The 22,945-nt window shown below is 41.7% G+C and carries 20 protein-coding genes; 13 read left to right on the plus strand and 7 right to left on the minus strand.

The window, feature by feature from the left end; all coding sequences use genetic code 11:
* The first annotated feature begins 39 nt into the window (after positions 1–39).
* From phnE to H6G86_RS13310, 4 genes are all read left to right on the plus strand, one after another.
* A complete protein-coding gene (gene phnE, locus H6G86_RS13295; RefSeq protein ID WP_114084465.1) occupies positions 40–834 on the plus strand; it encodes a phosphonate ABC transporter, permease protein PhnE in 795 nt (264 codons plus the stop codon).
* 84 nt (positions 835–918) lie between these two features.
* A complete protein-coding gene (locus tag H6G86_RS13300; protein ID WP_190934727.1) occupies positions 919–1,392 on the plus strand; it encodes a hypothetical protein in 474 nt (157 codons plus the stop codon).
* A gap of 232 nt (positions 1,393–1,624) precedes the next feature.
* Positions 1,625–2,008, plus strand: coding sequence for a hypothetical protein (locus tag H6G86_RS40165; RefSeq protein ID WP_190934728.1), 384 nt, complete (start codon positions 1,625–1,627; stop codon positions 2,006–2,008).
* A 42-nt stretch (positions 2,009–2,050) separates the two neighbouring features.
* Positions 2,051–4,909: a pentapeptide repeat-containing protein gene (locus H6G86_RS13310; RefSeq protein ID WP_190934729.1), complete on the plus strand. Its 2,859-nt coding sequence runs from the start codon at positions 2,051–2,053 to the stop codon at positions 4,907–4,909.
* Positions 4,910–5,157: 248 nt separating this feature from the next.
* Here H6G86_RS13310 and H6G86_RS13315 read toward each other — a convergent pair whose 3' ends face one another.
* From H6G86_RS13315 to H6G86_RS13325, 3 genes are all read right to left on the minus strand, one after another.
* Complete coding sequence (locus H6G86_RS13315; protein WP_242064807.1) at positions 5,158–5,523, minus strand: hypothetical protein; 366 nt, start codon at positions 5,521–5,523, stop codon at positions 5,158–5,160.
* Between the two features lie 503 nt (positions 5,524–6,026).
* Positions 6,027–6,692 carry a (2Fe-2S) ferredoxin domain-containing protein gene (locus H6G86_RS13320; RefSeq protein WP_190934731.1) on the minus strand — a complete coding sequence of 222 codons (666 nt, stop codon included), beginning with the start codon at positions 6,690–6,692 and terminating at the stop codon, positions 6,027–6,029.
* Positions 6,693–6,750: 58 nt separating this feature from the next.
* Positions 6,751–7,014 (minus strand): Asr1405/Asl0597 family protein, encoded by a 264-nt coding sequence (locus H6G86_RS13325; RefSeq protein WP_190934732.1) that lies wholly within the window; start codon positions 7,012–7,014, stop codon positions 6,751–6,753.
* A gap of 465 nt (positions 7,015–7,479) precedes the next feature.
* On the opposite strand from H6G86_RS13325, the gene dpsA reads away from it, so the two are divergent.
* From dpsA to nblB, 7 genes are all read left to right on the plus strand, one after another.
* Positions 7,480–8,034 (plus strand): DNA starvation/stress protection protein DpsA, encoded by a 555-nt coding sequence (gene dpsA, locus H6G86_RS13330; protein WP_185585476.1) that lies wholly within the window; start codon positions 7,480–7,482, stop codon positions 8,032–8,034.
* An 835-nt stretch (positions 8,035–8,869) separates the two neighbouring features.
* Positions 8,870–12,133 carry a carbamoyl-phosphate synthase large subunit gene (gene carB / locus H6G86_RS13335; protein WP_190934733.1) on the plus strand — a complete coding sequence of 1,088 codons (3,264 nt, stop codon included), beginning with the start codon at positions 8,870–8,872 and terminating at the stop codon, positions 12,131–12,133.
* 596 nt (positions 12,134–12,729) lie between these two features.
* Entirely contained in the window at positions 12,730–13,686 is a 957-nt protein-coding gene (locus tag H6G86_RS13340) for an RNA polymerase sigma factor, RpoD/SigA family (protein ID WP_114081492.1), read from the plus strand.
* A gap of 259 nt (positions 13,687–13,945) precedes the next feature.
* Entirely contained in the window at positions 13,946–14,290 is a 345-nt protein-coding gene (locus H6G86_RS13345; protein ID WP_190934734.1) for a DUF760 domain-containing protein, read from the plus strand.
* 250 nt (positions 14,291–14,540) lie between these two features.
* Positions 14,541–14,951 (plus strand): 8-oxo-dGTP diphosphatase MutT, encoded by a 411-nt coding sequence (gene mutT / locus H6G86_RS13350; RefSeq protein ID WP_190934735.1) that lies wholly within the window; start codon positions 14,541–14,543, stop codon positions 14,949–14,951.
* Positions 14,952–15,229: 278 nt separating this feature from the next.
* Entirely contained in the window at positions 15,230–15,694 is a 465-nt protein-coding gene (locus tag H6G86_RS13355; RefSeq protein WP_190934736.1) for a CBS domain-containing protein, read from the plus strand.
* 69 nt (positions 15,695–15,763) lie between these two features.
* Positions 15,764–16,429 (plus strand): phycobilisome degradation protein NblB, encoded by a 666-nt coding sequence (gene nblB / locus H6G86_RS13360; protein ID WP_190934737.1) that lies wholly within the window; start codon positions 15,764–15,766, stop codon positions 16,427–16,429.
* A 105-nt stretch (positions 16,430–16,534) separates the two neighbouring features.
* On the opposite strand, the gene H6G86_RS13365 is transcribed toward nblB, so the two are convergent.
* Positions 16,535–17,278 carry a PEP-CTERM sorting domain-containing protein gene (locus tag H6G86_RS13365; RefSeq protein ID WP_190934738.1) on the minus strand — a complete coding sequence of 248 codons (744 nt, stop codon included), beginning with the start codon at positions 17,276–17,278 and terminating at the stop codon, positions 16,535–16,537.
* A gap of 702 nt (positions 17,279–17,980) precedes the next feature.
* A complete protein-coding gene (locus tag H6G86_RS13370; protein ID WP_012412032.1) occupies positions 17,981–18,499 on the minus strand; it encodes a DUF456 domain-containing protein in 519 nt (172 codons plus the stop codon).
* Between the two features lie 229 nt (positions 18,500–18,728).
* Between H6G86_RS13370 and H6G86_RS13375 the strand changes: the two genes are divergently transcribed.
* A complete protein-coding gene (locus H6G86_RS13375) occupies positions 18,729–19,643 on the plus strand; it encodes a M48 family metallopeptidase (protein ID WP_190934739.1) in 915 nt (304 codons plus the stop codon).
* A gap of 32 nt (positions 19,644–19,675) precedes the next feature.
* Here the strand turns inward: H6G86_RS13375 and H6G86_RS13380 are convergent, their stop codons facing one another.
* Both H6G86_RS13380 and rpaB read right to left on the minus strand, forming a co-directional pair.
* Positions 19,676–20,308, minus strand: coding sequence for a cofactor assembly of complex C subunit B (locus H6G86_RS13380; protein ID WP_190934740.1), 633 nt, complete (start codon positions 20,306–20,308; stop codon positions 19,676–19,678).
* A gap of 164 nt (positions 20,309–20,472) precedes the next feature.
* Positions 20,473–21,201, minus strand: coding sequence for a response regulator transcription factor RpaB (gene rpaB, locus H6G86_RS13385; protein ID WP_012412029.1), 729 nt, complete (start codon positions 21,199–21,201; stop codon positions 20,473–20,475).
* 170 nt (positions 21,202–21,371) lie between these two features.
* On the opposite strand from rpaB, the gene radA reads away from it, so the two are divergent.
* Positions 21,372–22,898: a DNA repair protein RadA gene (gene radA, locus H6G86_RS13390; RefSeq protein WP_190934741.1), complete on the plus strand. Its 1,527-nt coding sequence runs from the start codon at positions 21,372–21,374 to the stop codon at positions 22,896–22,898.
* Positions 22,899–22,945 lie beyond the last annotated feature (47 nt).

A 22,945-nucleotide genomic window follows, 5' to 3' on the forward strand; every position in this document is an offset into this window, starting at 1 on the left:
GTATTGCATTCTGACTCCTGAATTCTTCTTCAATACAATATGAGTTACTTTTTTAAGTCAAAACGCTTACGCTTCTACCCTTGGCTAAGTTCTCTACTCATCTCATTAATTGTTGTGGTAGTTTATGGTTGGGCTTTGCGAGGACTCAAACTCGATTTTGAACTGCTAAGTTCTAGCTGGCCATACATCACCGATTTTATTACCCGATTATTTCCTCCCGATTGGAAAGTTTTAGATATTGCAGTTAAGGCATTAATTGAAACTGTACAGATGTCTTTATGGGGAACTACCATTGGGGCAATTCTTTCTGTACCGATTGCTATAGCTAGTGCCAGCAATGTTGCACCTGGGTGGTTGCGATCGCTAGCTAATTTGCTGCAAAATACTGTACGTTCTGTCCCTTCAATTATTCTGGGGCTAATTTTTGTTGCCGCCACTGGCTTAGGCGCACCAGCAGGAACTTTAGCTTTGGGAATCTATACCATCGGCTACCTTGCCAAATTTTATCAACAGGCAATTGAAGCGGTTGATCCGCGTTCTCTTGAATCATTGGAAGTTATCGGAGCCTCCAAGCTACAGATTGCTCAATACGGCATTCTCCCGCAAGTGCTACCTTTGGGATTGGGTTACACCTTTTGGATGTTTGAGTACAACATTCGTGCTGCTTCTGTCTTGGGTGTAGTTGGTGCAGGTGGTATTGGCTTTCAGTTAAAAAGTTACATCGACGGGTTCGAGTACACCAAAGCTACAACCATGATGTTAGTGCTTTTGGTAGTTGTTACAGTAATTGATGCTTTTAGTAGCCAATTACGTCATCGGCTCGATTCTATGTAGTATTTAATTTTGAATTTTGAATTCGGAGCAAAGCGACGCGACTTTGGGAATACTGAAATTAAGTACCCTAAAGGAGTATTAAAAATGGCAGAAAATCGTATCAGTGCCAGCCTAGCCCCAGCAGACAGAGAAGCAGTCATGCAGGCGATCGCTACAATTAGAGAAAAGTTACCGTTTTTGATTGATTTGACCACTGAAGACCGACGCACCATAGTCAAGATGGGAGATAAAAGTCGGGCTTTTGTCAGCAAAGCCTTAGAAGTGGCGACACAGAACCCTAACTTTTTGCCCCGTTCTTTTGATTTAGAAGAGATGCGGCGAGATTTAGAAATATATGAGGACTTGTATCCGGTGCTGTTGTCTCTAACCCAACTGCAAGAACTGGTAGATGATACCTGTATTGCGGCTGGTAGTGAAGCTTATGCAGCAGCCTTGGCAATTTACAACTATGCCAAAGCTAGCGGTGATGTTACAGGTTTGGATGCAGTCATCGATGAAATGGGACGCAGGTTCAGCCGCCGTTCCAAGAAAAAGAAACCCGAAGCCGCGACCAGCTAAAGCATAAAATAGGCGATGCCTGCGGCGGGTTGCGCCTACGTCGCAGTTATAAATTTGGGCAAAATACACGTTACTCGTAGGGAAGTACACCTGTGCTTCCCTACCGTGTTTTCTATCTAAATTACCAATTTGAAAAAAGAATCCGACAAATAGACCATTTGTAGAGACGCGATTCATCGCGTCTTTACCCAAGGATGTATTGCAATCATCAATTAAAATGGTATAAAAATTTTTGCAACCCACGCAGGCGGGTTTTATTTGTGTAGCCGCGACTTCTAGTCGCCAAGGCATTGTTGAGCCTTTGAACCTGATAGTTGAGCCTTTGAACCTGATAGTTGAGCCTTTGAGCCTGATGATTGAGCCTCTGAGCCTGACAATTGAGCCTTTGAACCTGATAGTTGAGCCTTTGAGCCTGACGATTGAGCCTTTGAACCTGATAGTTGAGCCTTTGAGCCTGACAATTGAGCCTCTGAGCCTCAAAGTTGCACCTTTTATCCTCAAAGTTGCACCTTTTATCCTCGAAGTTGCGCCTTTTAGCCTGAGATTAGAAGTTTATCTAGATAAATTGTTAAATTTACTACTGGTTTTCAGAAAAAATCTAATAAAACCTTGTTGAAATATATTAACTCAGTACATCTACCAGCGTCATACAGCAACTATGAGCAATACCTCTGGATTTTCAGTCAGCAAACCTGTTGCATTATGGAATAAACCCATTAAAGCTGACTTTAAAGAACTATTTAAATCACTAGGAAAAGGTGCGATAAATGGGGTTTTGGGTCAGTGGGGAGAGGTAGCTAAAGATGCTTTGGAAGCTACAACAGCACTAGGTTTATCAGCAGCGCCAGAGGAAGTTGCTTGGTTACTAATTTACCGTTCTTTGGTAGAAGCAATAGTGAGTTTGGTAAAAGGAAATCAAGAATTACTGTTTGAAAAACCAAACGAGGGCGATCTTGAGCTATTGTGCGATCGCCTCAACGATTCCCTAGTAAGTATAGAATTGCGTATTGACCAAGATTTTTTTAGCCGTCCCAAAGATTTACCGATTCTGGAAGCGATTAAAACTGCTTTTGCCGACTGGTTAAAATATTTTAGCGTCAATCAAGCCCAGGCACTAACAATTAGTCATCGTCTTCCTACCTATTTTGTATATGCCCTACATGAAGAGTGGGCAAAACATCCCGAAAAATATGCTTGTTTAAAAGAAGAACTGGATACCCCCTTTACTCAAGCCAATGAACGGGAACAGTCATGGCAGCGTTATTTAGCTTGGCTGCAAAAACAGGTTGAAGAACCGATGCTTTTAGAAGCCTTTGGTTTAAAACAGGTTTATGTTCCTTTACACGCCTACTATAAGCAGAAAGTTGGGGGTGAAAAATCAGAAGAATTTGAACGCCGGTTGAGAGAAGATGAGAAATATCAGCGAATTGTTCTTGACTTAGAAGCTGAACTAGAAGCTTGGTTAGAAAAAGGCGATCGCAATGATGCCATTAGAGTGATTAGTGGTGGCCCAGGAAGTGGTAAATCTTCCTTTGCCAAAATCTTTGCAGCTAACCAAGCAGAAAAAGGGAAAATTCCGGTTTTATTTATTCCTTTGCACCATTTTGAACCCTCGGATGACTTAGTTGAGGCAGTTGGTAAGTTTGTGCGAGATGATGGTTTTCTTAGACATAATCCCCTAGATAAAGATAAGGCTGATTCACGCTTACTCATTATCTTCGATGGTTTAGATGAGCTTGCCATGCAGGGCAAAATTGCCACTGAGATCGCTCAACAATTTGTGCGTGAAGTTCAAAGAAAAGTAGAGCGGTTTAATGGGCGTAAAACTTGCTTACAAGTATTAATCAGTGGTCGAGAATTGGTAGTGCAAGCAAATAGTAGCGACTTTCGCCAACCACAGCAAATCTTGCATATCTTGCCTTATTTTGTTCATGAATATGAGAGAACGAATTACATTGATGACCAAAACTTGTTGCAGCAAGATCAGCGTCAGATTTGGTGGCAGAAATACGGCAATGCTAGTGGACGGGGATATGATTGCTTACCAGAAGAGTTAAACCAAGATAACCTTACAGAAATTACTGCACAACCTTTGCTGAATTACCTAGTAGCATTGAGTTTTGACCAGCAAAAGAAATTTCCTACAGACGGCAACTTGAATGCAATTTATGCAAATTTGCTCACAGCAGTTTATCAGCGCGGTTGGGCTGGTTATCAACATCCGGCTATTCGGGGAATTGAGGAAAAAGACTTTGTTCGCATCTTAGAAGAAATTGCTTTAGCTTCCTGGCATGGAGATGGACGAACAACAACAGTCAGAGAGATTGAAGCCCATTGCGAACACAGTAGTTTAAAGAGTCTTTTAGACAAGTTTCAGGAAAGTGCCAAATTAGGCGTAACTCGTCTTTTGACTGCCTTTTATTTTCGGGAGAGTGGAGTTAAAGAACAAGAAAAAACTTTTGAATTTACTCACAAAAGTTTTGGTGAATATTTGACAGCAAAACGCATTGTGCGAGAAGTTAGACTCATTCATAAAAAGCTAAAAGATCGCCAGAACGATCCAGATGAAGGATGGGATGAGCGCGAGGCTTTAAAAAGGTGGGCAATTCTCTGCGGTGCATCTGCTATGGATGAATACCTTTTTAAATTTGTTGCGGATGAAATGCCTTTACAGAATGCATCGGATGTTAGCAATTGGCAGCAGACATTATGCCATCTGATTGGTTTTATGTTGCGTCATGGAATGCCGATGGAACGCTTGACTCCCAGACCTGATTTTCAAGAAGAAAATAGACAAGCACGAAATGCAGAAGAAGCGTTATTGGCTGTCTTAAATGCTTGCGCTAGAGCGACAAAGACAGTTTCAAAAATTCAATGGCATACACCTGAAGCTTTCGGTATCTGGATTTCCCGCTTGCAAGGGCAAAGAATCGATCCTTATACTGATGTGTTTTGCTTAAATTGCCTGAGTTTTTTAGATTTGGAAGGTTGCGTTTTAGCTTTGAAGGACTTTTTTGGGGCAAATCTTGTAGAGGCATATCTTGTAGAGGCATATCTTGGATGGACAAATCTTACAGGGGCGGATCTTATACGGGCAAATCTTGTGGGGGCGCATCTTGAATGGGCGGATCTTGAACAGGCGCATCTTGTAGAAGCAAATCTTGAACAGGCATATCTTGTAGGGGCAAATTTTGTAGATGCGAATCTTGAAGGGGCAAATTTTGAAGGGGCATATCTTGTAGAGGCAAATCTTGTAAGGGCTATTCTTAAAGGGGCGAATCTTAAAGGGGCAAATCTTGAAAAGGCAAATCTTGAAAAGGCAAATCTTGAAGGGGCGAATCTTGAAGGAGCAAATCTTGTAGGAGCAAATCTTGAAAAGGCGTATCTTGAAGGTGCGAATCTTGTAGGGGCGAATCTTGAATGGCTAAGACTTAAACGGACAAATTTTGAGGTAGAAAATTTAGCATACTTGTTAGCAAACTTGAATGAAGATTCAGGTTCAGACTCCGATGAGTGACTTACAAACATTAAAAATTTGTAGAGTGCATTACATTCTTAATGCATCATTCTAGATACTTTTGATGCGTTACGCTGCTGCTAACGCACCCTACCACATCAGCGCTAAACCCAATTACGTACAAATATTAAGCGATTTTGCCTTTTCATGACAATGTGTAGGCGATCAATTTTCTCTTGTCATTACAATATGCAGGTGATCAGTTAGTCAAATTTCTACGGTATCAGCCAGGTAAAAACGGGATTTGTCTAAATCCACTCAAATCCCTGTGTGGCTAAAAATTCTTTAGCTGGTTCCAAAATATCTTTGCTTAAAATCAGTTTGACTTTTGGAGAACTAAGATACAAACGAAAACGCTCAATAAAAAGTTGGTTAGCAGGTTCAATTTTCCTAATCGCACTCCAGGGAATCAACAACGGCGGAAGTCCCAATCTCAATAAGGGGAAAATACTCAAATAAATCCCTTGAGGAGTTATCCCAACATTTAAAGTTCCTTTGTAGTGAACCAAACCCACAGAACCGCTTTGCATTCGGGAGAAGTTTTGTGGCGGCGCTTCTTTGGTGCGGTAGAGTTTAGCGAGGCGATTCCAGTCATGACGGAATAGAAAAATCATGACTATCGTGGAAAATGTAAAAAAAACAATGTATGTCCACTGAGGGGTATGTGGCATTTGTTTTTAAATTATTGATGATTGACGCTTTAAATGTAAGCGATGTCTAACGACAAGTCTCTTTGCGCCTACGCATTCATCAATCAACCACATTACCTTGAATTTTTCCAAATTATATTAGCATACCAGTTAAAAATTGCTTAATAAAAATCCTATTCATTCAAAAAACTGGCTTTAATTTAAAGCCAGTTTTTTGATTTTATTGAAAACTTCTAGCGGACTTTAATGCCGAGTATTAACGGAACACACTTGAGAAGATATTATTAAGCTTTCTCATTGAAATGTCAAGATTTCACTAAATAGGAGGGTGGGAAAATCCACAAGTACGTAATTGCGAGTGAAACCTACTTCTGCAAAAAAGCAAGCTATGCCGAGCATTTCATGAGAAACAATTACAAAACTTTCAGCTATATTACATTTTGTTGCATAGTTAGGTATATTCATACTTACTTATGTGAGTAAAACTTGCCATTAGATATGGCCACTTCCCTTAAATTCTCAGGCTGTGCTTCTAAACTCTTGTCACCAAAATGCTTATCCATCAAAGCCGGAACCTGTGTAGCTTGAATTCGGCTATGGCGTGTTTTATCTGGCATAACTAGGTTTGGCCCAGCTTTACAATTTTTCATACAACCAGTGCCCTTGATTGTAACTTGGTCTTCTAAACCGCGATCGCTTAAAGCTGCCTCCAATGCCTGACAAACTGCTTTACCACCGCGTTTCATACAATCAGACTTTTGACACACCAAAATTGTGGCTTTAGCCTTAGCTGGCTTTACCTTGACATTATCAATAGATGGGGGTTCTTGTATTGGTGCGATCGTTTCAACTCTCCCCATATCAGAACGCGCCGCCATTACCCGTTCAGCCTTCAGAGTGACAGTACCATCCTTCAAATCATGCTTTTTGTAACCAACAACTTGCAGCCAAGTCCCTGGGGGTAAGCGCAAGTCAAAAGCAGCCCGTAAATGTTTAGCTAGTTTAATGTAAGACTCACCTTCATGAGTCCCCAGCATTAAGCCTTTAAGCTTATAGCCATCTTTAATAACAAAATTTATAAATCTACCCTCAAGACAAAATTCTGATACTTCCATAGTGTGAGATGCACCCATTTTTTTGATCTCCTTTTAACTAAGTACAAGCTATCAAGCAAGATATTCTCAGCAGTAGCTAAAAATTAGAACTGTTGTTAGCAATTTTCCAACAGCACTCAAGAGTCAAAATTTGGTCTTGACGAGAGGCTGTTAATCGCTGTATCACACTCCAAAGTTGAACAGCTATCACAGGAGAGCTAATTTCAACTTTCAATGGCTGGTTAGCTGTACAAGTACAGGGAATGTCTAACTCCTTTAGGCGTTGATAGACTTGCCAGCGATCTACCCAATTCACCTCTACAAGGTGGTTGCTTTCTATTTCTGAACTAAACGATTTCAAGAGAATTGCCCTCAAAGTGCAACAAACTTGCAGTAATTACCGCGATTTAACTCTCTGCTTAGTGAAAGTTTTAGGAGTGTAACCTCTTAAAACCAGCATACCTTAAGTGCAAAGAATTCTCATTAATTTTGGAAAAAAAAGTCAAACTTTTACAGCCATCCCATATTGAGAGGGGATGAAGCAGAAGGGCAGGGGGATAGGGAGCAGAGGGGGAAAAGGTGATTTAATTCTTTATTCTCCCTCTTGCAGACAAAGATGCACATTTAAGGCGTGATGTCAATATTAATGAGAAATTTATGCATCTTGATAGGTGTAGCATCATCCGGCAAACAATAATCTTGAGATTTTTAGTAAGTAAAAATACAAAATCTGGTGATGGCAGATTGCCTTGCACTTATTATTAAAATGTTAATATGTTGAGAATAAGCAGTTAAAATCTATAACTGTTAAAAAGAGAGGAACGCAATGTCTGAAACGCAAACTTTGTTACGAAATTTTGGTAATGTATATGACAATCCCGTGTTGCTGGATCACAGCGTCACTGCTCCAGTTACAGAAGGATTCAACGTTGTATTAGCTAGTTTCCAGGCACTGTATTTGCAGTACCAAAAGCATCATTTTGTAGTTGAAGGCTCAGAATTTTACTCTCTGCATGAGTTTTTTAACGAAAGCTACAACCAAGTACAAGACCACATCCATGAAATTGGAGAACGCTTGGATGGACTAGGTGGTGTTCCAGTAGCTACCTTTAGCAAATTAGCAGAATTAACCTGTTTTGAGCAAGAGTCTGAAGGTGTATATTCCTCTCGCCAAATGGTGGAAAATGACTTAGCCGCAGAACAAGCTATTCTTGGCGTGATTCGCCGCCAAGCTGCTCAGGCAGAGAGTTTAGGCGATCGGGGTACACGCTATCTATACGAAAAGATTTTGTTGAAAACCGAGGAACGTGCTTATCATTTGGCTCACTTCCTCGCTAAAGATAGCTTAACTTTAGGGTTTGTCCAAGCGGCTCAAAGCTAAAATTCTCATAATCTAGATTTGTTTACCTAGACTGAAAGAAAAAGTTGGCAGCACAAACTCTTAAAATATTATAAAGAATGGCAGAGAATGATACCTTTATTCCTCTGCCATTTTTAATTTAAGTAAACATATCATCATAAGATTTAATGTTGAAAATATTTGGCAATTAGATAGTTAATAAATATTTTTATCTAATAAATTTATTTGAGCTGAATAAGCGAACAGATATATGCCATAATAAATTACTATTTATCGCAAAGTTTTATCAAACTAAATAACAGAAATTTGCAAAAGCTTTAAAAAATTACTCGTCACAATTAAATAGTATTTAGAAATACAAAATAATCATAGGGCATTAGATATTTGGGTTAGGGGAGAGTTAACAGGTCAATATTTTTCGGTTAAGAGGATGCTTGAAAAGTCCTCTTGTCAGAATTAAAAGTTCTAGATCCTCCTAAATCCACGCCAGTTGCTCAAGGGGTCTCCCCAAGTGGAGCGACTGGCGTGGGATAGGGGATCTTAAAGTGCTTAAAGTTACAGCGAAACACTTTTTAAACAACCTCTAAGGTGGAAAGGGGAAACGGAAAGGGTTTGAATTTACTTTTCCCCCTTTGCCCTTTAAACTTTCCCCAGACCAAAAGAGAGATTATTGGATTTATCCGAAAAGTATTGGGTAACACGAAATAATCTGTACCCTCTAACCTGTACGCTATTCCCTAATTCCCACTCCTTTCATGTCATCAAACCTAGAAAACTTAATAATAAAAAGCACGACAGGGTGTAAAGACCCTTAAAATAATCAGGATTTGTATTCTCATACTCCAAGGCAACGACTATGCCCCGCCGTGACGACCTCCGGAAGATTCTACTGTTAGGCTCTGGCCCAATTGTGATTGGACAAGCCTGTGAGTTTGACTACTCTGGCACTCAAGCCTGTAAAGCGCTGCGAGAAGAAGGCTATGAAGTAGTTCTAGTCAACTCAAACCCTGCAACAATTATGACCGACCCGGAAACGGCCGATCGCACTTACATTGAGCCGTTAACTCCAGAATTGGTCGAAAAAGTCATTGAGAAAGAACGCCCCGATGCTTTATTACCAACGATGGGAGGACAAACCGCCCTCAACCTCGCCGTTGCTTTAGCCAAAAATGGCGTGTTGGAAAAGTATGGCGTTGAGTTAATCGGCGCTAAACTGCCAGCCATCGAAAAAGCCGAAGATCGAAAACTGTTCGGTGAAGCAATGGCAAGGATTGGGGTAGCTGTGTGTCCTAGCGACACAGCCGAATCTTTGGAAGAAGCCAAAGCTGTTGCCCGTCAAATTGGTAGTTATCCCCTAATTATTCGTCCAGCTTTCACTATGGGTGGAAGCGGTGGCGGTATTGCCTACAACCAAGAAGAATTTGAAGAAATGGCACAGGTAGGTATAGATGCCAGTCCCGTTTCGCAAATTCTCATTGACCAGTCTTTACTGGGCTGGAAAGAATATGAACTCGAAGTGATGCGTGACTTGGCAGATAACGTGGTGATTATCTGTTCCATCGAAAACCTTGACCCTATGGGCATTCACACCGGGGACTCAATTACTGTCGCTCCCGCGCAAACCCTTACTGATAAAGAATATCAAAGGCTGCGGGATATGGCAATTAAAATCATCCGCGAGATCGGAGTGGAAACTGGCGGTTCTAATATTCAATTTGCCGTTAATCCGGTTAATGGGGATGTGGTGGTAATTGAGATGAACCCCCGCGTTTCCCGCAGTTCAGCTTTGTCTTCCAAAGCTACGGGTTTTCCCATCGCTAAAATGGCAGCAAAGCTGGCTGTAGGATACACCTTGGATGAAATCAAAAATGACATCACCAAGAAAACTCCCGCATCCTTTGAGCCGACAATTGACTATGTAGTCACAAAAATCCCTCGCTTCGCCTTTGAAAAGTTCCCTGGTTCTGACCCAGTGCTGACAACCCAAATGAAATCAGTCGGGGAAGCAATGGCAATTGGGCGGACTTTCAACGAATCCTTCCAAAAGGCGCTGCGATCGCTCGAAACCGGACGCGCTGGTTGGGGTTGCGACAAAGCCGAAAAATTACCCAGTGGTGAACAAATCCGCGCCCAACTGCGGACACCTAACCCCGATCGCATTTTCGCTGTGCGTCATGCCTTGCAGCAAGGTATGACTATTGAAGAAATCTATGAACTGACTGGTATTGACCGATGGTTCTTAGATAAATTGCAGCAACTCCTAGATGTCGAGAAATTCCTGAAGCGGACACCTTTGCAGCAATTGACAAAAGAGCAACTTTATGAAGTGAAGCGGGACGGATATAGCGATCGCCAAATTGCTTATGCCACCAAAACCACCGAAGATGAAGTTCGCGCTTACCGCAAGTCACTAGGAATCATCCCAGTTTACAAAACCGTAGATACCTGCGCGGCTGAGTTTGAAGCTCTTACCCCTTACTACTATTCTACCTACGAAGAAGAAACAGAGGTAATGCCCGCAACCAAGCCAAAAGTGTTGATTTTGGGTGGTGGCCCCAACCGCATTGGACAAGGAATTGAGTTTGACTATTGTTGTTGTCACGCCGCTTATGCCTTGAAGGATGCGGGGTATGAGACGATTATGGTCAACTCCAACCCAGAGACAGTTTCGACAGACTACGATACCAGCGATCGCCTTTACTTTGAGCCTTTAACAAAAGAAGATGTTCTTAACATCATCGAAACTGAAAATCCAGTCGGGGTAATAATCCAGTTTGGCGGACAAACCCCGCTAAAGTTGGCTATTCCTTTACAAGAATTTCTTAACAATGACACTTCTGGACTGCTGACTAAAATTTGGGGTACATCACCAGATTCCATCGACATGGCAGAAAACCGGGAGCGGTTTGAAAAGATTCTCCAACAGTTAAATATTTCCCAACCACCGAATGGGATTGCGCGGAGTTACGAAGATGCGCTGATTGTTGCCAAACGCATTGGCTATCCGGTAGTGGTGCGTCCTAGCTATGTATTAGGCGGACGAGCGATGGAAATCGTTTATTCCGATGCTGAGTTGGAACGCTACATGAGCTTTGCAGTACTCATAGAACCAGAACATCCAATTTTGATCGATAAGTTTTTGGAAAACGCAATTGAAGTCGATGTCGATGCGATCGCTGATCACACTGGACGGGTGGTAATTGGTGGTATCATGGAACACATCGAACAAGCGGGCATTCACTCAGGAGATTCCGCTTGTTCTTTACCTTCCATTTCCCTGTCACCAGCAGTTCTCAATCAAATTCGCACTTGGACGGTGCAGCTAGCACAATCGCTGTCAGTCGTGGGGTTGATGAATATCCAATTTGCTGTTGTCGGTGCAAGCAGCTATTCTCCCCAAGTTTACATTTTAGAAGCCAACCCCCGCGCCTCGCGTACAGTACCATTTGTGTCTAAAGCAACAGGCGTACAGTTAGCGAAATTAGCATCTTTAATCATGTCGGGTAAAACCTTAGAGGAGCTAGGTTTCACCGAGGAAGTCATTCCCACACATATTGCTGTAAAAGAAGCAGTATTACCCTTTAATAAATTCCCAGGAACTGATACAATATTGGGCCCAGAAATGAGATCCACTGGTGAGGTGATGGGGATTGACAGCGACTTTGGCCGGGCCTTTGCCAAAGCAGAACTGGGTGCTGGGGAGCGTTTACCACTGACTGGAACTGTATTTGTATCAATGAGCGATCGCGATAAAGCTGCTGCAAGTGGTGTGGTGAAGGAATTTATCGATTTGGGCTTTACAGTGATGGCTACCCTTGGTACACGGCGAGTTCTTCTTGAACAGGGGTTAAATATTGAATTAGTGTTAAAACTCCATGAAGGCCGTCCCCACGTCTTGGATGCAATCAAAAATCAAAAAATCCAACTTATTATCAACACACCTTCCGGGGAAGAAGCCCACACTGATGCTAGGTTAATCCGTCGCACAGCCTTAGCTTACAAAATTCCCATCATTACTACCATCGCTGGCGCAAAAGCTACCGTCGCCGCCATCCGTTCTTTACAAAATACAACTTTGGACGTAAAAACTATTCAAGAGTACTGCCCGATTGCGAAGTAGTACGGAGTAGGGGAGTACGGGAGTAGGGGGCAGGGGGCAGGGGGCAGGGGAAGAGGAACTATTAATTGGTGTCTAATGTCCAATTCCCAATTCCCAATTCCCAATGCCCAATTCCCAATTCCCAATTCCCAAAAAAATTAAGTAATTGTTATAAGAGAATGACTATAGTTCTCATTAGAGATATCTTAGCAAATATGAGGAAGCTTATGTTCACCAAATAATTTCTGAAATTGACTTATAGTCAGCCTTTAGAGAGAGGGCGATATTGCATGAACTGGAAAAACCAGGAAATTTAATGTCGCTATATAGCCAAATCTTCTCATAAATGTTACAATTATTAATAAGGCTCCAATAAAAAAATGTTTAAGAAGCTACCTTTTATCTAACTGTAGATACTTGTGAAAAGTAGGAAATAACTGTAACTTTTAGCAGTTAAGAAGCCTAAATTTGTTTATTATGAGCAGCCGAATTTATCGGGCGCGTAAGTTGCAAACCATACATGGGTTCCCAGTCTGACTGGGTAGCACCCTAATAAATAAAGCATCTATCCCTTAATGACCCTACCGCCAAACCCATCATTACCAAAGAGTAGCGCCATGAAGACCGCTCAGACAGCCACAGACCTCGTGCGGACTTACCTGCGTGAGATTGGCCGTGTGCCACTCTTAACACACGAGGAAGAGATTTTTTATGGTAAACAGGTGCAACGTTCTTGTACTTTGCACGAATCAAGAGAATCTCTTGCCACCCAGTTAGGTCGTCAACCGACCTTAGAAGAGTGGGCCAAAGCGACAAAGTTAGAACCAGCAGAATTGAACGAAGCGATCGCTGATGGTGAAATTGCCAAGCGTAAGATGGTAGAAGCCAATTTGCGCCTGGTAGTCTCCGTTGCTAAAAAGTACATCAAGCGCAACGTCGATTTACTGGACTTGATCCAAGAAGGTAGTATTGGTATGCAACGAGGCGTAGAAAAATTTGACCCTACAAAAGGGTATAGATTTTCTACTTATGCCTATTGGTGGATTCGGCAAGCTATCACTCGTGCTATAGCCGAAAAAGCTCGTACCATTCGGCTGCCTATCCATATTACTGAAAAATTAAATAAGATTAAAAAGGCGCAGCGGCAATTGTCTCAAAAGTTGGGACGCGCTCCTACAGCTGGTGAACTAGCTCAAGAATTAGAATTGACCCCCAAACAAGTACGAGAGTATCTAGAAAAGGCGCGTTTGCCCCTTTCCTTGGATTTGCGGTTGGGTGATAACTACGACACTGAACTCGGAGAAATGCTCGAAGATCCAGGAGCATCTCCAGAAGAGTTTGTCATGCAATCTTCCCTATCTTATGACTTAGATCGTCTCATGGGCGATCTTACACCGCAACAGAGGGAAGTAATTACACTGCGCTTTGGTTTAACTGATGGGCAAGCGCTGACTCTGGCTAAAATCGGTGAAATACTGAACATCAGCCGAGAAAGAGTCCGGCAAATTGAGCGGGAAGCTTTAACCAAACTTCGCAAGTCTAAAGCCAATATGGGTGAATATTTGGCAAGTTAAAAGCAGAGACGCGATTAATCGCGTCTGTACAAGAATTAGGAGTGAGGAGTTTTTGATGAACTTCTCACTCCTTACTTTATTTGTTAGGGTGAGAAAATACGCTGACTTTAGTACGGTTACACCTACTTCCACCAGAAAGCGAGGCTGTTACATTAGTTGACAGGAAGACAAAACAGCTAGCTAAGTCAAATCCAAAACAGACGTTTAGTATTAAAATCACAAGCACCGTAGCCAGTAGTGGTAGTTAAGGAGCTAAAAAATGAGTAACCCATCCAATCGTGTCTCAGAATTTTTCAATAGCGAATCAGAAACCAACGATTTACTATGGCAGTATGTTAAATCCTTGAGTCCAGAGACAGTTACCCAGCTATCTAAACCTACATCTGCCGAAGTTTTTCAGGTGATGGAACGGAATATTACAGGACTATTGGGTAATCTACCTTCAGAACATTTTGGCATCACCGTAAGCACCAGTCGGGAAAGTCTAGGTCGGCTTTTGGCTTCTGCTATGATTAGTGGTTATTTCTTGCGTAACGCTGAACAGAGAATGAATTTTGAACTTGCCCTACAAGGGACTGAAAACAACAACACCGAAGTTGACTAGAAATAGAAAAGTTAGCAAATTCTATATTGTTGTTGGGCTGATTGCTAGCCACAGTTACGGCTATAGGAATTAAAAATAAGGCTCTGCGAAATCTTTAGCCCTAATTCCCAATAATTATCAGCTAGATTTTTTTAAAATATCCAAAACAGTGACGCATTAAGGTTGAAATTTAAAAAATCAAAACTCGGCAGAGTTAAAATTAGTCTGCCGAGTTTTGTTGTTAATCATCTTCCCATTTTGTCCATCAATTATGAGTGAAACCAGTTCTTTCCCGCCCCATAAAATCATTGGTGTTGCAGTAATTTGGAATGACCAAAAGCAAATTTTAATCGATCGCCGTCGTCCAGAAGGAGCAATGGGCGGTTTGTGGGAATTTCCTGGTGGTAAAATCGAGCCTGGTGAAACTATTCAAGAGTGTATTCAACGGGAAATTTCCGAAGAACTAGGAATAGTAATTGAAGTGGGAGAGCATCTGATTACTATTGACCACACCTATACAAATTTGCGCGTTAGCCTCACAGTACATCACTGCTGCCATGTTACAGGTGTTCCCCAACCTTTAGAATCAGATGAAATTCGCTGGGTAACTTTGGAAGAACTGGATCAGTTTACTTTTCCGAAAGCGAATACTCAAATTATTGATGCTTTAAAAGGGAATTGAGAATGGGGAATGGAGAATTGGGAATTGGGAATGGGGAAGAGTTTTTTAATATTTAATGCCCAATGCTTCTCTAAGAGAGGCTGCGCTCTAAGCGTAGCTATGCCGCAGGCTTTATGGCTTCTCCATAAGACACTAGGTGAACACTCAGTACAATTCCCAATTCTCCATTCCCCATTCCCAATTCCCAACACCGTAACAATCTATTAATTGCATCAGGTTGAGTCCCGCAATTTTCTACAATAGGCGCAGAGACTTTGATAAAAGGTATCAACAAATAAATGCCTAAAACTGTTGCCGATGTGATGAGCCGCGATCCTATTGTCGTTCGTGCAGAAACTCCACTGAAGGAAGCTATCCAAATTCTCGCAGAACGCCACATCAGCGGACTACCTGTTGTGGATGATCTTGGGAAATTGGTGGGCATTATCTCAGAAACTGATTTGATGTGGCAAGAAACTGGTGTTACTCCACCTGCGTACATTATGTTTCTTGATAGCGTTATCTATTTAAAAAATCCTGCTACGTATGAACGTGACTTACATAAAGCACTAGGGCAAACCGTTGGGGAGGTGATGAGTAAAAACCCGATCACAATTTCCCCTGATAAAACTTTAAAAGAAGCCGCTACAATCATGCACGATCGCAGCGTTCATCGCTTGCCAGTACTTGATGGTACAGATCAAGTAATTGGTATTCTCACTCGTGGTGATATTATTCGGGCAATGGCAGCAAGTCAAGATTAGTCAGTTAACAGTTAACAGCCTGATAATTGTTAACTATTTTTTACACTTTTGAAAATCAAGGATAACTAAATGAGTATTACTTCGGAGTCTGTTAAGCAATTGCTCAGTTCTGAGGATTTAGGCGATCGCTTACGTGCAGTAAATCAAATCCGCCAACTGGAACCTACGGTTGGCTTTGAATTGATTCAAACTGCTATTAGCGATCGCAATTCCCGTGTCCGTTACTCAGCAGTGAGTCAAATGGATACACTCGGAACACAAGATTTACAATTATCTTTGCATATCTTGCGCGATCGCTTGCTTCATGACTCTGAAGTTGATGTACAAGCAGCAGCAGCAGACTGTATAGGCGCACTCCAACTACATGACGCTTTTGAAGACTTAAAGGAGGTTTACTACAAGACTGATGAATGGCTAATACAATTTAGTATCATCGCTACATTAGGAGCATTGGGCGATCCACGAGCCTTTGAATTGCTCAAAGAGGCACTCTCATCAGAAACCGAATTAGTGCAAACTGCTGCTATTAGTTCTTTCGGTGAATTGGGAAATCTAGAAGCAGTTCCCCTCTTAGCTCCTTATGCTACCAATCCAGACTGGCAAATGCGTTACAGAGTTGTACAAGCGCTGGCTCTTTTGGGTGGTGCAGAAGCCAAATCTATATTAGAAACACTGGCTAATGATGAAGTCGAAGCGATCGCAACTGAAGCCAAAAATTCTTTGCAATTAGTCTGATAGCATAAAAAAATTCGATCTGGTTGGTAAAATTTTTCATTCCAGCCAGATCGAATAGATAATAAATGATAGTGACTTTCAGTTCCTAAAAGTCACTTGTTCATACTAAACAACACTTTTGCGGCGGCGAGACATCACCATTACAGCACCTACTGCACCCAAACCAAGTAATACAGCAGGTTCGGGAACAGAAGTGGTGAAGGTAGAACCAGAAAAAGTCAAATTAGCCAATGAACCGCCAGTAGTATCGAGAATTGCATTTGCCTGAGCAACAGTAGTATCATTTCTTTGGAAAGATAAGCTTCCTGCTCCTTTAGTTATCTCACCAGTAGCGCTGGTAAAGTATCCCCACAAATCAACTGCTATAGTAATGTTTGCACCAGTTTGAGTTATTTTGTAATCAGAAGATGTCAACGTAAAGATATTACTGCCATCCGCTAGAGAAGTTGTATTTTCCCCATTCAGAACTATACCAGGAAGGATAAGATTACCAAGGTCTAGAAATGGGTTTTGCACAGTATCGCTTGCGAATGAGATGATATCACGGATACTTGCTGAATTGAAACCTAAGAAACTTCCTGTCTGAGCAGCAATAGCAACTGGGGTACTCTTTACGCCATTGGAATCTGCGATAATGCTATCTGGAGTAAAGGTTAGTGAATCTTTTTTCAATGTTACTAAACTGCTAGCAAATGGATTCTGAGTTAGACCACCGTTAAAACTGAACTCACCTTTCAGCGCAGCAGCTTGAGCAGAACCGACAGATGTAAATAACCCAGCAACAGCCAAAGGAAGTGCAGCAGTAGCAGCCAGAGTAGCGTTTAGTAATTTAGATTTTAAACTAATCATGATCTTTTGAGAATCCTAATAATAACTTTGACGAGAAAAATTGATTGTTTTACTTGTACTATCAGTAATTTATTTAAAATACTGTCAGTGAAAGCGGCACTTGTGTGACGTATTTCTTATTTCCATAAAATCACATAGATTCTGAGTATGCAAGATTTACTTAGTGGTCTTCATTACATCTTCAATTGCTGAGTAGTCTTCATAAAATTTTTATTTCTGGTATATCTATCCTTCGTATATTTATCATTTAATAGGGTTGAAGCCGAGCTATTTAACTTACGTATACTAAATATAATTTGTGCTTTTTGTTATTGTAAATTACTCAACTATTTTTTAGATAAATAGAGTAAGCAATATATTTATATTCAGCCATTGAAGATTTCCCAAACTTTTTGAAGGGTGCCAATTTACCTTTTACCAAGACTCCAAGAGGAATGGAGAATGTTTATCTGAGAAGTGTTGAAATAAAGAAGATTTATTTATCCATTCAATAAATACAGTAAGTAGCGGTTCCTCCTGTCCATAGATCAATACAGTTCAGATAAGACCAAAACACTTGTAGAGACGGCGATTTATCGCGTCTCAAAAACCCAAAATTTTTGCCAGTGGTGTAAGGTAGAAAATTTTAGTCAGCTAATTGAATGTCTGTAATAAATAGACTGACTACTAGCTATGACGGCTATATTCTCAAATGTTGAAATGCTAAGAACCAAATACTTGTGGCCAAGTTGTCACAACGAAAACTACAACTGCTGCGATCGCTAACAACCCTTGAATCAAATTTCCCACCAATGAGCCGACTACAATTCCTATACCTGCTTTAACCGCCAACCCAAATTCACGTCGGTAAATGTACTCACCAATAATTGCTCCCAAAAGCGGGCCTAGTAAAATTCCTAACAGTGGCCCCCCAAAAGGCAATGTTGGCAATAATCCCAAAAATCCCACCACCAAACCGACAATTGCGCCAATTTGCCCCCATTTGCTAGCTCCAGCTTGTCTTGCTCCCACATAGCTAGCTAAAAAATCCACTCCGACACTGAGCAGTAAAACTATAATCGTCACAATCAGAGGAATCTTGATAGCCGCGAAGGAACTACTAACGATTCCCCAGACGATAATTGCAATTAAAATTAAGCTGCTACCGGGTATGGCTGGAACTACAGCACCGATGATACCCACAACCATTACGGCAATTAATAGCCAATAAATAATTTGCATAGATAAATTTCTAAATTTCCAAGCGCCCCTACTTTATATTGTATCTGGGCAAAATGCTGATAAATGCTGAGATTTCACCGGCAGCAAATATGATTTTCTAGTTCAATCTGCTAAAATCTCTCTGCGATCGCTCAAGGCTTGTCGTAATAATTCAGGCGTACTGAAAGCACAAGCCATTCGTACTGACTAACTGAACTTCCCAAACACTCCAAAATAAAGCTCAAAACTTATGACGAGAAAAATATTAACTGGACTGAGTTCAGAAGCCTACGAACATCCTTTTGATCGCAAAGCCTTGGCTTCTTTGCAAAATATGCCTGGTGTTTCCTTACTACTTAAGAAAGTTAACGAATACGGCATCGATCGCTTACTCAGACTGCAAAGCCTTGGTAGTGAAATCAGAATTTCGCCCCGTAATTTTCCCCAATTACATCAAGCATTTGTAGAAACCTGTGAAATTCTTGATGTTGCTCCCCTTCCTGAACTGTATCTGTTTCAAGGCACAGGACATATTGAAACCTATATTGTTGGGGTGGAAAAACCCCTTGTTGGTATCAATTTAGATGCAATGGAATGGCTTGGCCCGGATGAGTTACTTTACGTTTTCGGACATGAAATTGCTCGCATCAAGAGTCAGCACATGGTTTATCACCAAATGGCAATTGTGATGCCAACTTTGAAAAATTTGTTAAGCAGTACAACGCTGGGTGTGGGTGGTTTGATAGCTGGTGGTATGGAATTGGGTTTGTATAATTGGCGGATGATGGCTAGGTTCACTGCTGATCGGGCAGCTTTGCTTGCTTGTCAGGATATTGATGTAGCAACTACTACACTGATGAAACTCGCAGGTTTGCCAGATGAGTACTTGACTACTGCTGTAATGGAAGATTTTCTTGTCCAAGCCCGTGAGTTTGCATCCAATAACTTTGAGAGTGTGGATCAAGTCACCAAAATATTAAGCTATACAGAGTCTGGGCTTTCTTGGGTAGTTATGCGGGCTGGCGAATTATTAAGATGGGTTGATTCTGGAGCCTATGATAATTTAATTCAACAGACAAATTTAAATACACCAGAAGAATCAGAAGCAAAAGAAGAAAAGACACCAGAAGAAAAGGAAGGGTGGAATTTTTTGACTTCTTGGTGAACTAATTTTAGATTTTTAAACTAGGCAGTAATCTAAGTACTAAGAGTAACGGCTAATTTATCAGCAATTCCGGCAATCCAATTTTCATCTTGTTTGGTATAACTGCGAGGAGCATTCGCTCCCAAAATTAACGCACCTTGGTTGCCAATAGGTTGACAAATTACACCTTGAGTATTCTCTGGTAAATAATCAAATTCAAGCCTACCTGGATATATTTTTAGAGCAACTAGATAAATCGGCTTCTGTTTTTCGAGTACCTGTTTTAAGATTACTCCTGGTACAACTTCAGATTTAGTACCCAAAATACCACGACGCAACAAAACCTTACCTTGGTAATAAACCACAAGCGAGCGCGTTACTGTATTAGTCAACAATAAATGAGATGCCCAGGCTAGCTCTGTTTTCACGGCTTCGGGTAAATCTGCTGCTAGTACAAAACCTTCTTCTCCAATTAGTTCTACAATATCAGGCGATCGCGGCTGAACTTGCTGCCAAATTAAACCAGTCAAAATTAACACCGCACTCAAAATCACGCCCACCACATCACCACGCGATTGAGACTGGGTTAATTCCGGTGTCAACAAACGGTTAATCAATAAAAGTACAGCGCCTAGCCCACCCACAACAATAGGTAAACGCCGCAAAACTCGATTAGGGTCAGTCATTAGTCATTAGTAATTAGTCATTAGTCATTGAGCATGGGCAAGAGGACTTGGGGACAAGGAGAATTGGGAACAAGGGGAAAAACTTGTTTCAAGTTCTCACCTCTTGTCCCCTTGTCCCCTTGTCCCCTTGTCCCCCAGCCTCCCCTGCCCCCTGCCTCATCTCCTCACTCCTCCCCTGGTTCAATAATTCGCTGGAAAAGATAACCAGTACCTCTGGCTGTGAGTATCAATTCTGGGTTACTGGGATCATCTTCTAATTTTGCCCGTAAACGTGATATATGCACATCTACCACGCGGGTATCTACATGACGTTCTGGTGTATAACCCCATACTTCCTGCAAAATTTCCGAACGAGAAAAAGCTTCTCCAGAGCGACTGACTAACAACTCTAACAAGCTGAACTCCATACCCGTCAATCGAATGCGCTCATCGCCTTTGTAGACTTGTCGCTTATTCGTATCGATTTTAATATTAGCGACATGGATTACCCCAGAACTGGGAATTCCAGAAGCACCGTTTTTATCTACTCGCCGCAGCACCGAGCGAATCCGCGCTTCTAGCTCTTTGGGGGAAAATGGTTTAACTACATAGTCATCAGCACCCAATTCTAGCCCGGTGATGCGATCGGCTACATCACCCAAGGCTGTTAGCATAATAATGGGGACATCTGATTCTTTTCGTAATTCTTGACATACACCATAGCCGTCTAGCTTTGGCATCATTACATCTAAAACTACCAAGTCAGGCTCAGTTTTGCGAAAAGTTTCTAAAGCTTCTTCCCCGTCACCAGCTGTCACTACATCGTAGCCAATCATGGAAAGGCGTGTTTCCAAAATCCGGCGAATGCTGGCTTCGTCGTCTACCACCAAGATTTTTTCTTTATGGCTTTCCAAGTTTCTCTAGGCTCCTTGACTAAAAATTTACATGATTAATTTTTAATACCATAATATTAAGATATCATTCCATCAATTGATTTGGAAAAAGCTCTAAATACTACTATTATTGGTTTTTAGTTTTTTTCAAGAATTAAGTAAATATTAAGATTATTTAATAAGATTTAAGAATGGCAAAGCCAAAAACCTTTTTTACTTGTAATGAATGTGGAGCAGAATCGCCCCAATGGTTTGGTAAGTGTCCCGCTTGCGGTACTTACAACTCTCTAGAAGAACAAATTTCTATTCAATCCTCAGTAGATGTACCCAGCCGGGGAGGAGTCAGTAGTTGGCAATCAGCTCAAGGCAATGGCAAATCTCACAATAAACCAGCAAAAGCACGAGCTTCTTTAACATTTGATCAAATTACCGATCGCCAAATCGCCCGTTGGGAGTCTGGTTATGGAGAATTGGATCGGGTGCTTGGTGGTGGAGTTGTCCCCGGTTCTATGGTGCTGATTGGTGGCGATCCGGGTATTGGTAAATCAACTTTATTATTGCAAGTATCAAATCAATTAGCACAGAAATACCGCATCCTTTACGTAACCGGTGAAGAATCGGGACAGCAAGTAAAATTACGAGCTTCTCGTTTAGGGGTATCAAAACCCCTAAGTGTGGTTAATGAGGAGAAGGTTGAAGTAGTGGTAGATCCGACACTACCCATAGACCCTGACAGTATAGGTGCAGATTTATATGTACTGCCAGAAACAGATTTAGAAGAAATTTTACGGGAAATAGATTCTCTCAAGCCAAACGTGGCGGTGATTGACAGTATCCAAACTGTGTTTTTTCCAGCGTTGACTTCTGCACCAGGTTCAGTGGCTCAGGTACGGGAATGTACTGCCGCACTGATGAAGGTGGCGAAGCATGAAGATGTCACCATGCTGATTGTGGGACACGTTACCAAAGAAGGAGCGATCGCGGGGCCAAAAGTTTTAGAACATTTAGTTGATACAGTGTTGTATTTTGAAGGCGATCGCTTTGCCTCCCATCGATTATTACGCACAGTCAAAAACCGCTTCGGCGCAACTCACGAAATCGGCATTTTTGAAATGGTGACAGATGGATTGCGAGAAGTTTCCAATCCCTCAGAGTTATTTTTAGGCAACCGTGACGATCCAGCGCCAGGTACTGCCATTGTGGTTGCTTGCGAAGGTACTCGCCCCATTGTTGTTGAATTGCAAGCTTTGGTAAGTCCCACCAGCTACCCTTCTCCTCGACGTGCTGGAACTGGCGTAGACTACAACCGTCTAGTGCAAATTCTCGCCGTCTTAGAAAAACGCGTGGGAATTCCCATGTCCAAGTTAGATTCCTACGTTGCTTCTGCGGGTGGGTTGAATGTGGAAGAACCAGCAGTAGATTTGGGAATTGCGATCGCAATTGTCGCCAGTTTCCGCGATCGCATTGTCGATCCAGGTACAGTACTAATTGGTGAAGTTGGGTTAGGCGGACAAGTGCGATCGGTTTCCCAAATGGAACTGCGATTGAAAGAAGCTGCTAAGTTGGGATTTAAAAGAGCGATCGTGCCCAAAGGGACAAAATTCCCCGACTTAAATATTGAGATATTACCAGTCTCTAAAGTTATAGATGCGATTATCGCCGCCATCCCGCATCAAGAATTGACAGCTGATGATTTAGAACCCGATGAAGATGAGTAACTACTGGGTACTGGGAAATTGTTCCAAAATTTGGGAAGGGTCAAAGT

Source organism: Nostoc sp. FACHB-133 (assembly GCF_014698055.1).
Classification (GTDB): domain Bacteria; phylum Cyanobacteriota; class Cyanobacteriia; order Cyanobacteriales; family Nostocaceae; genus Nostoc.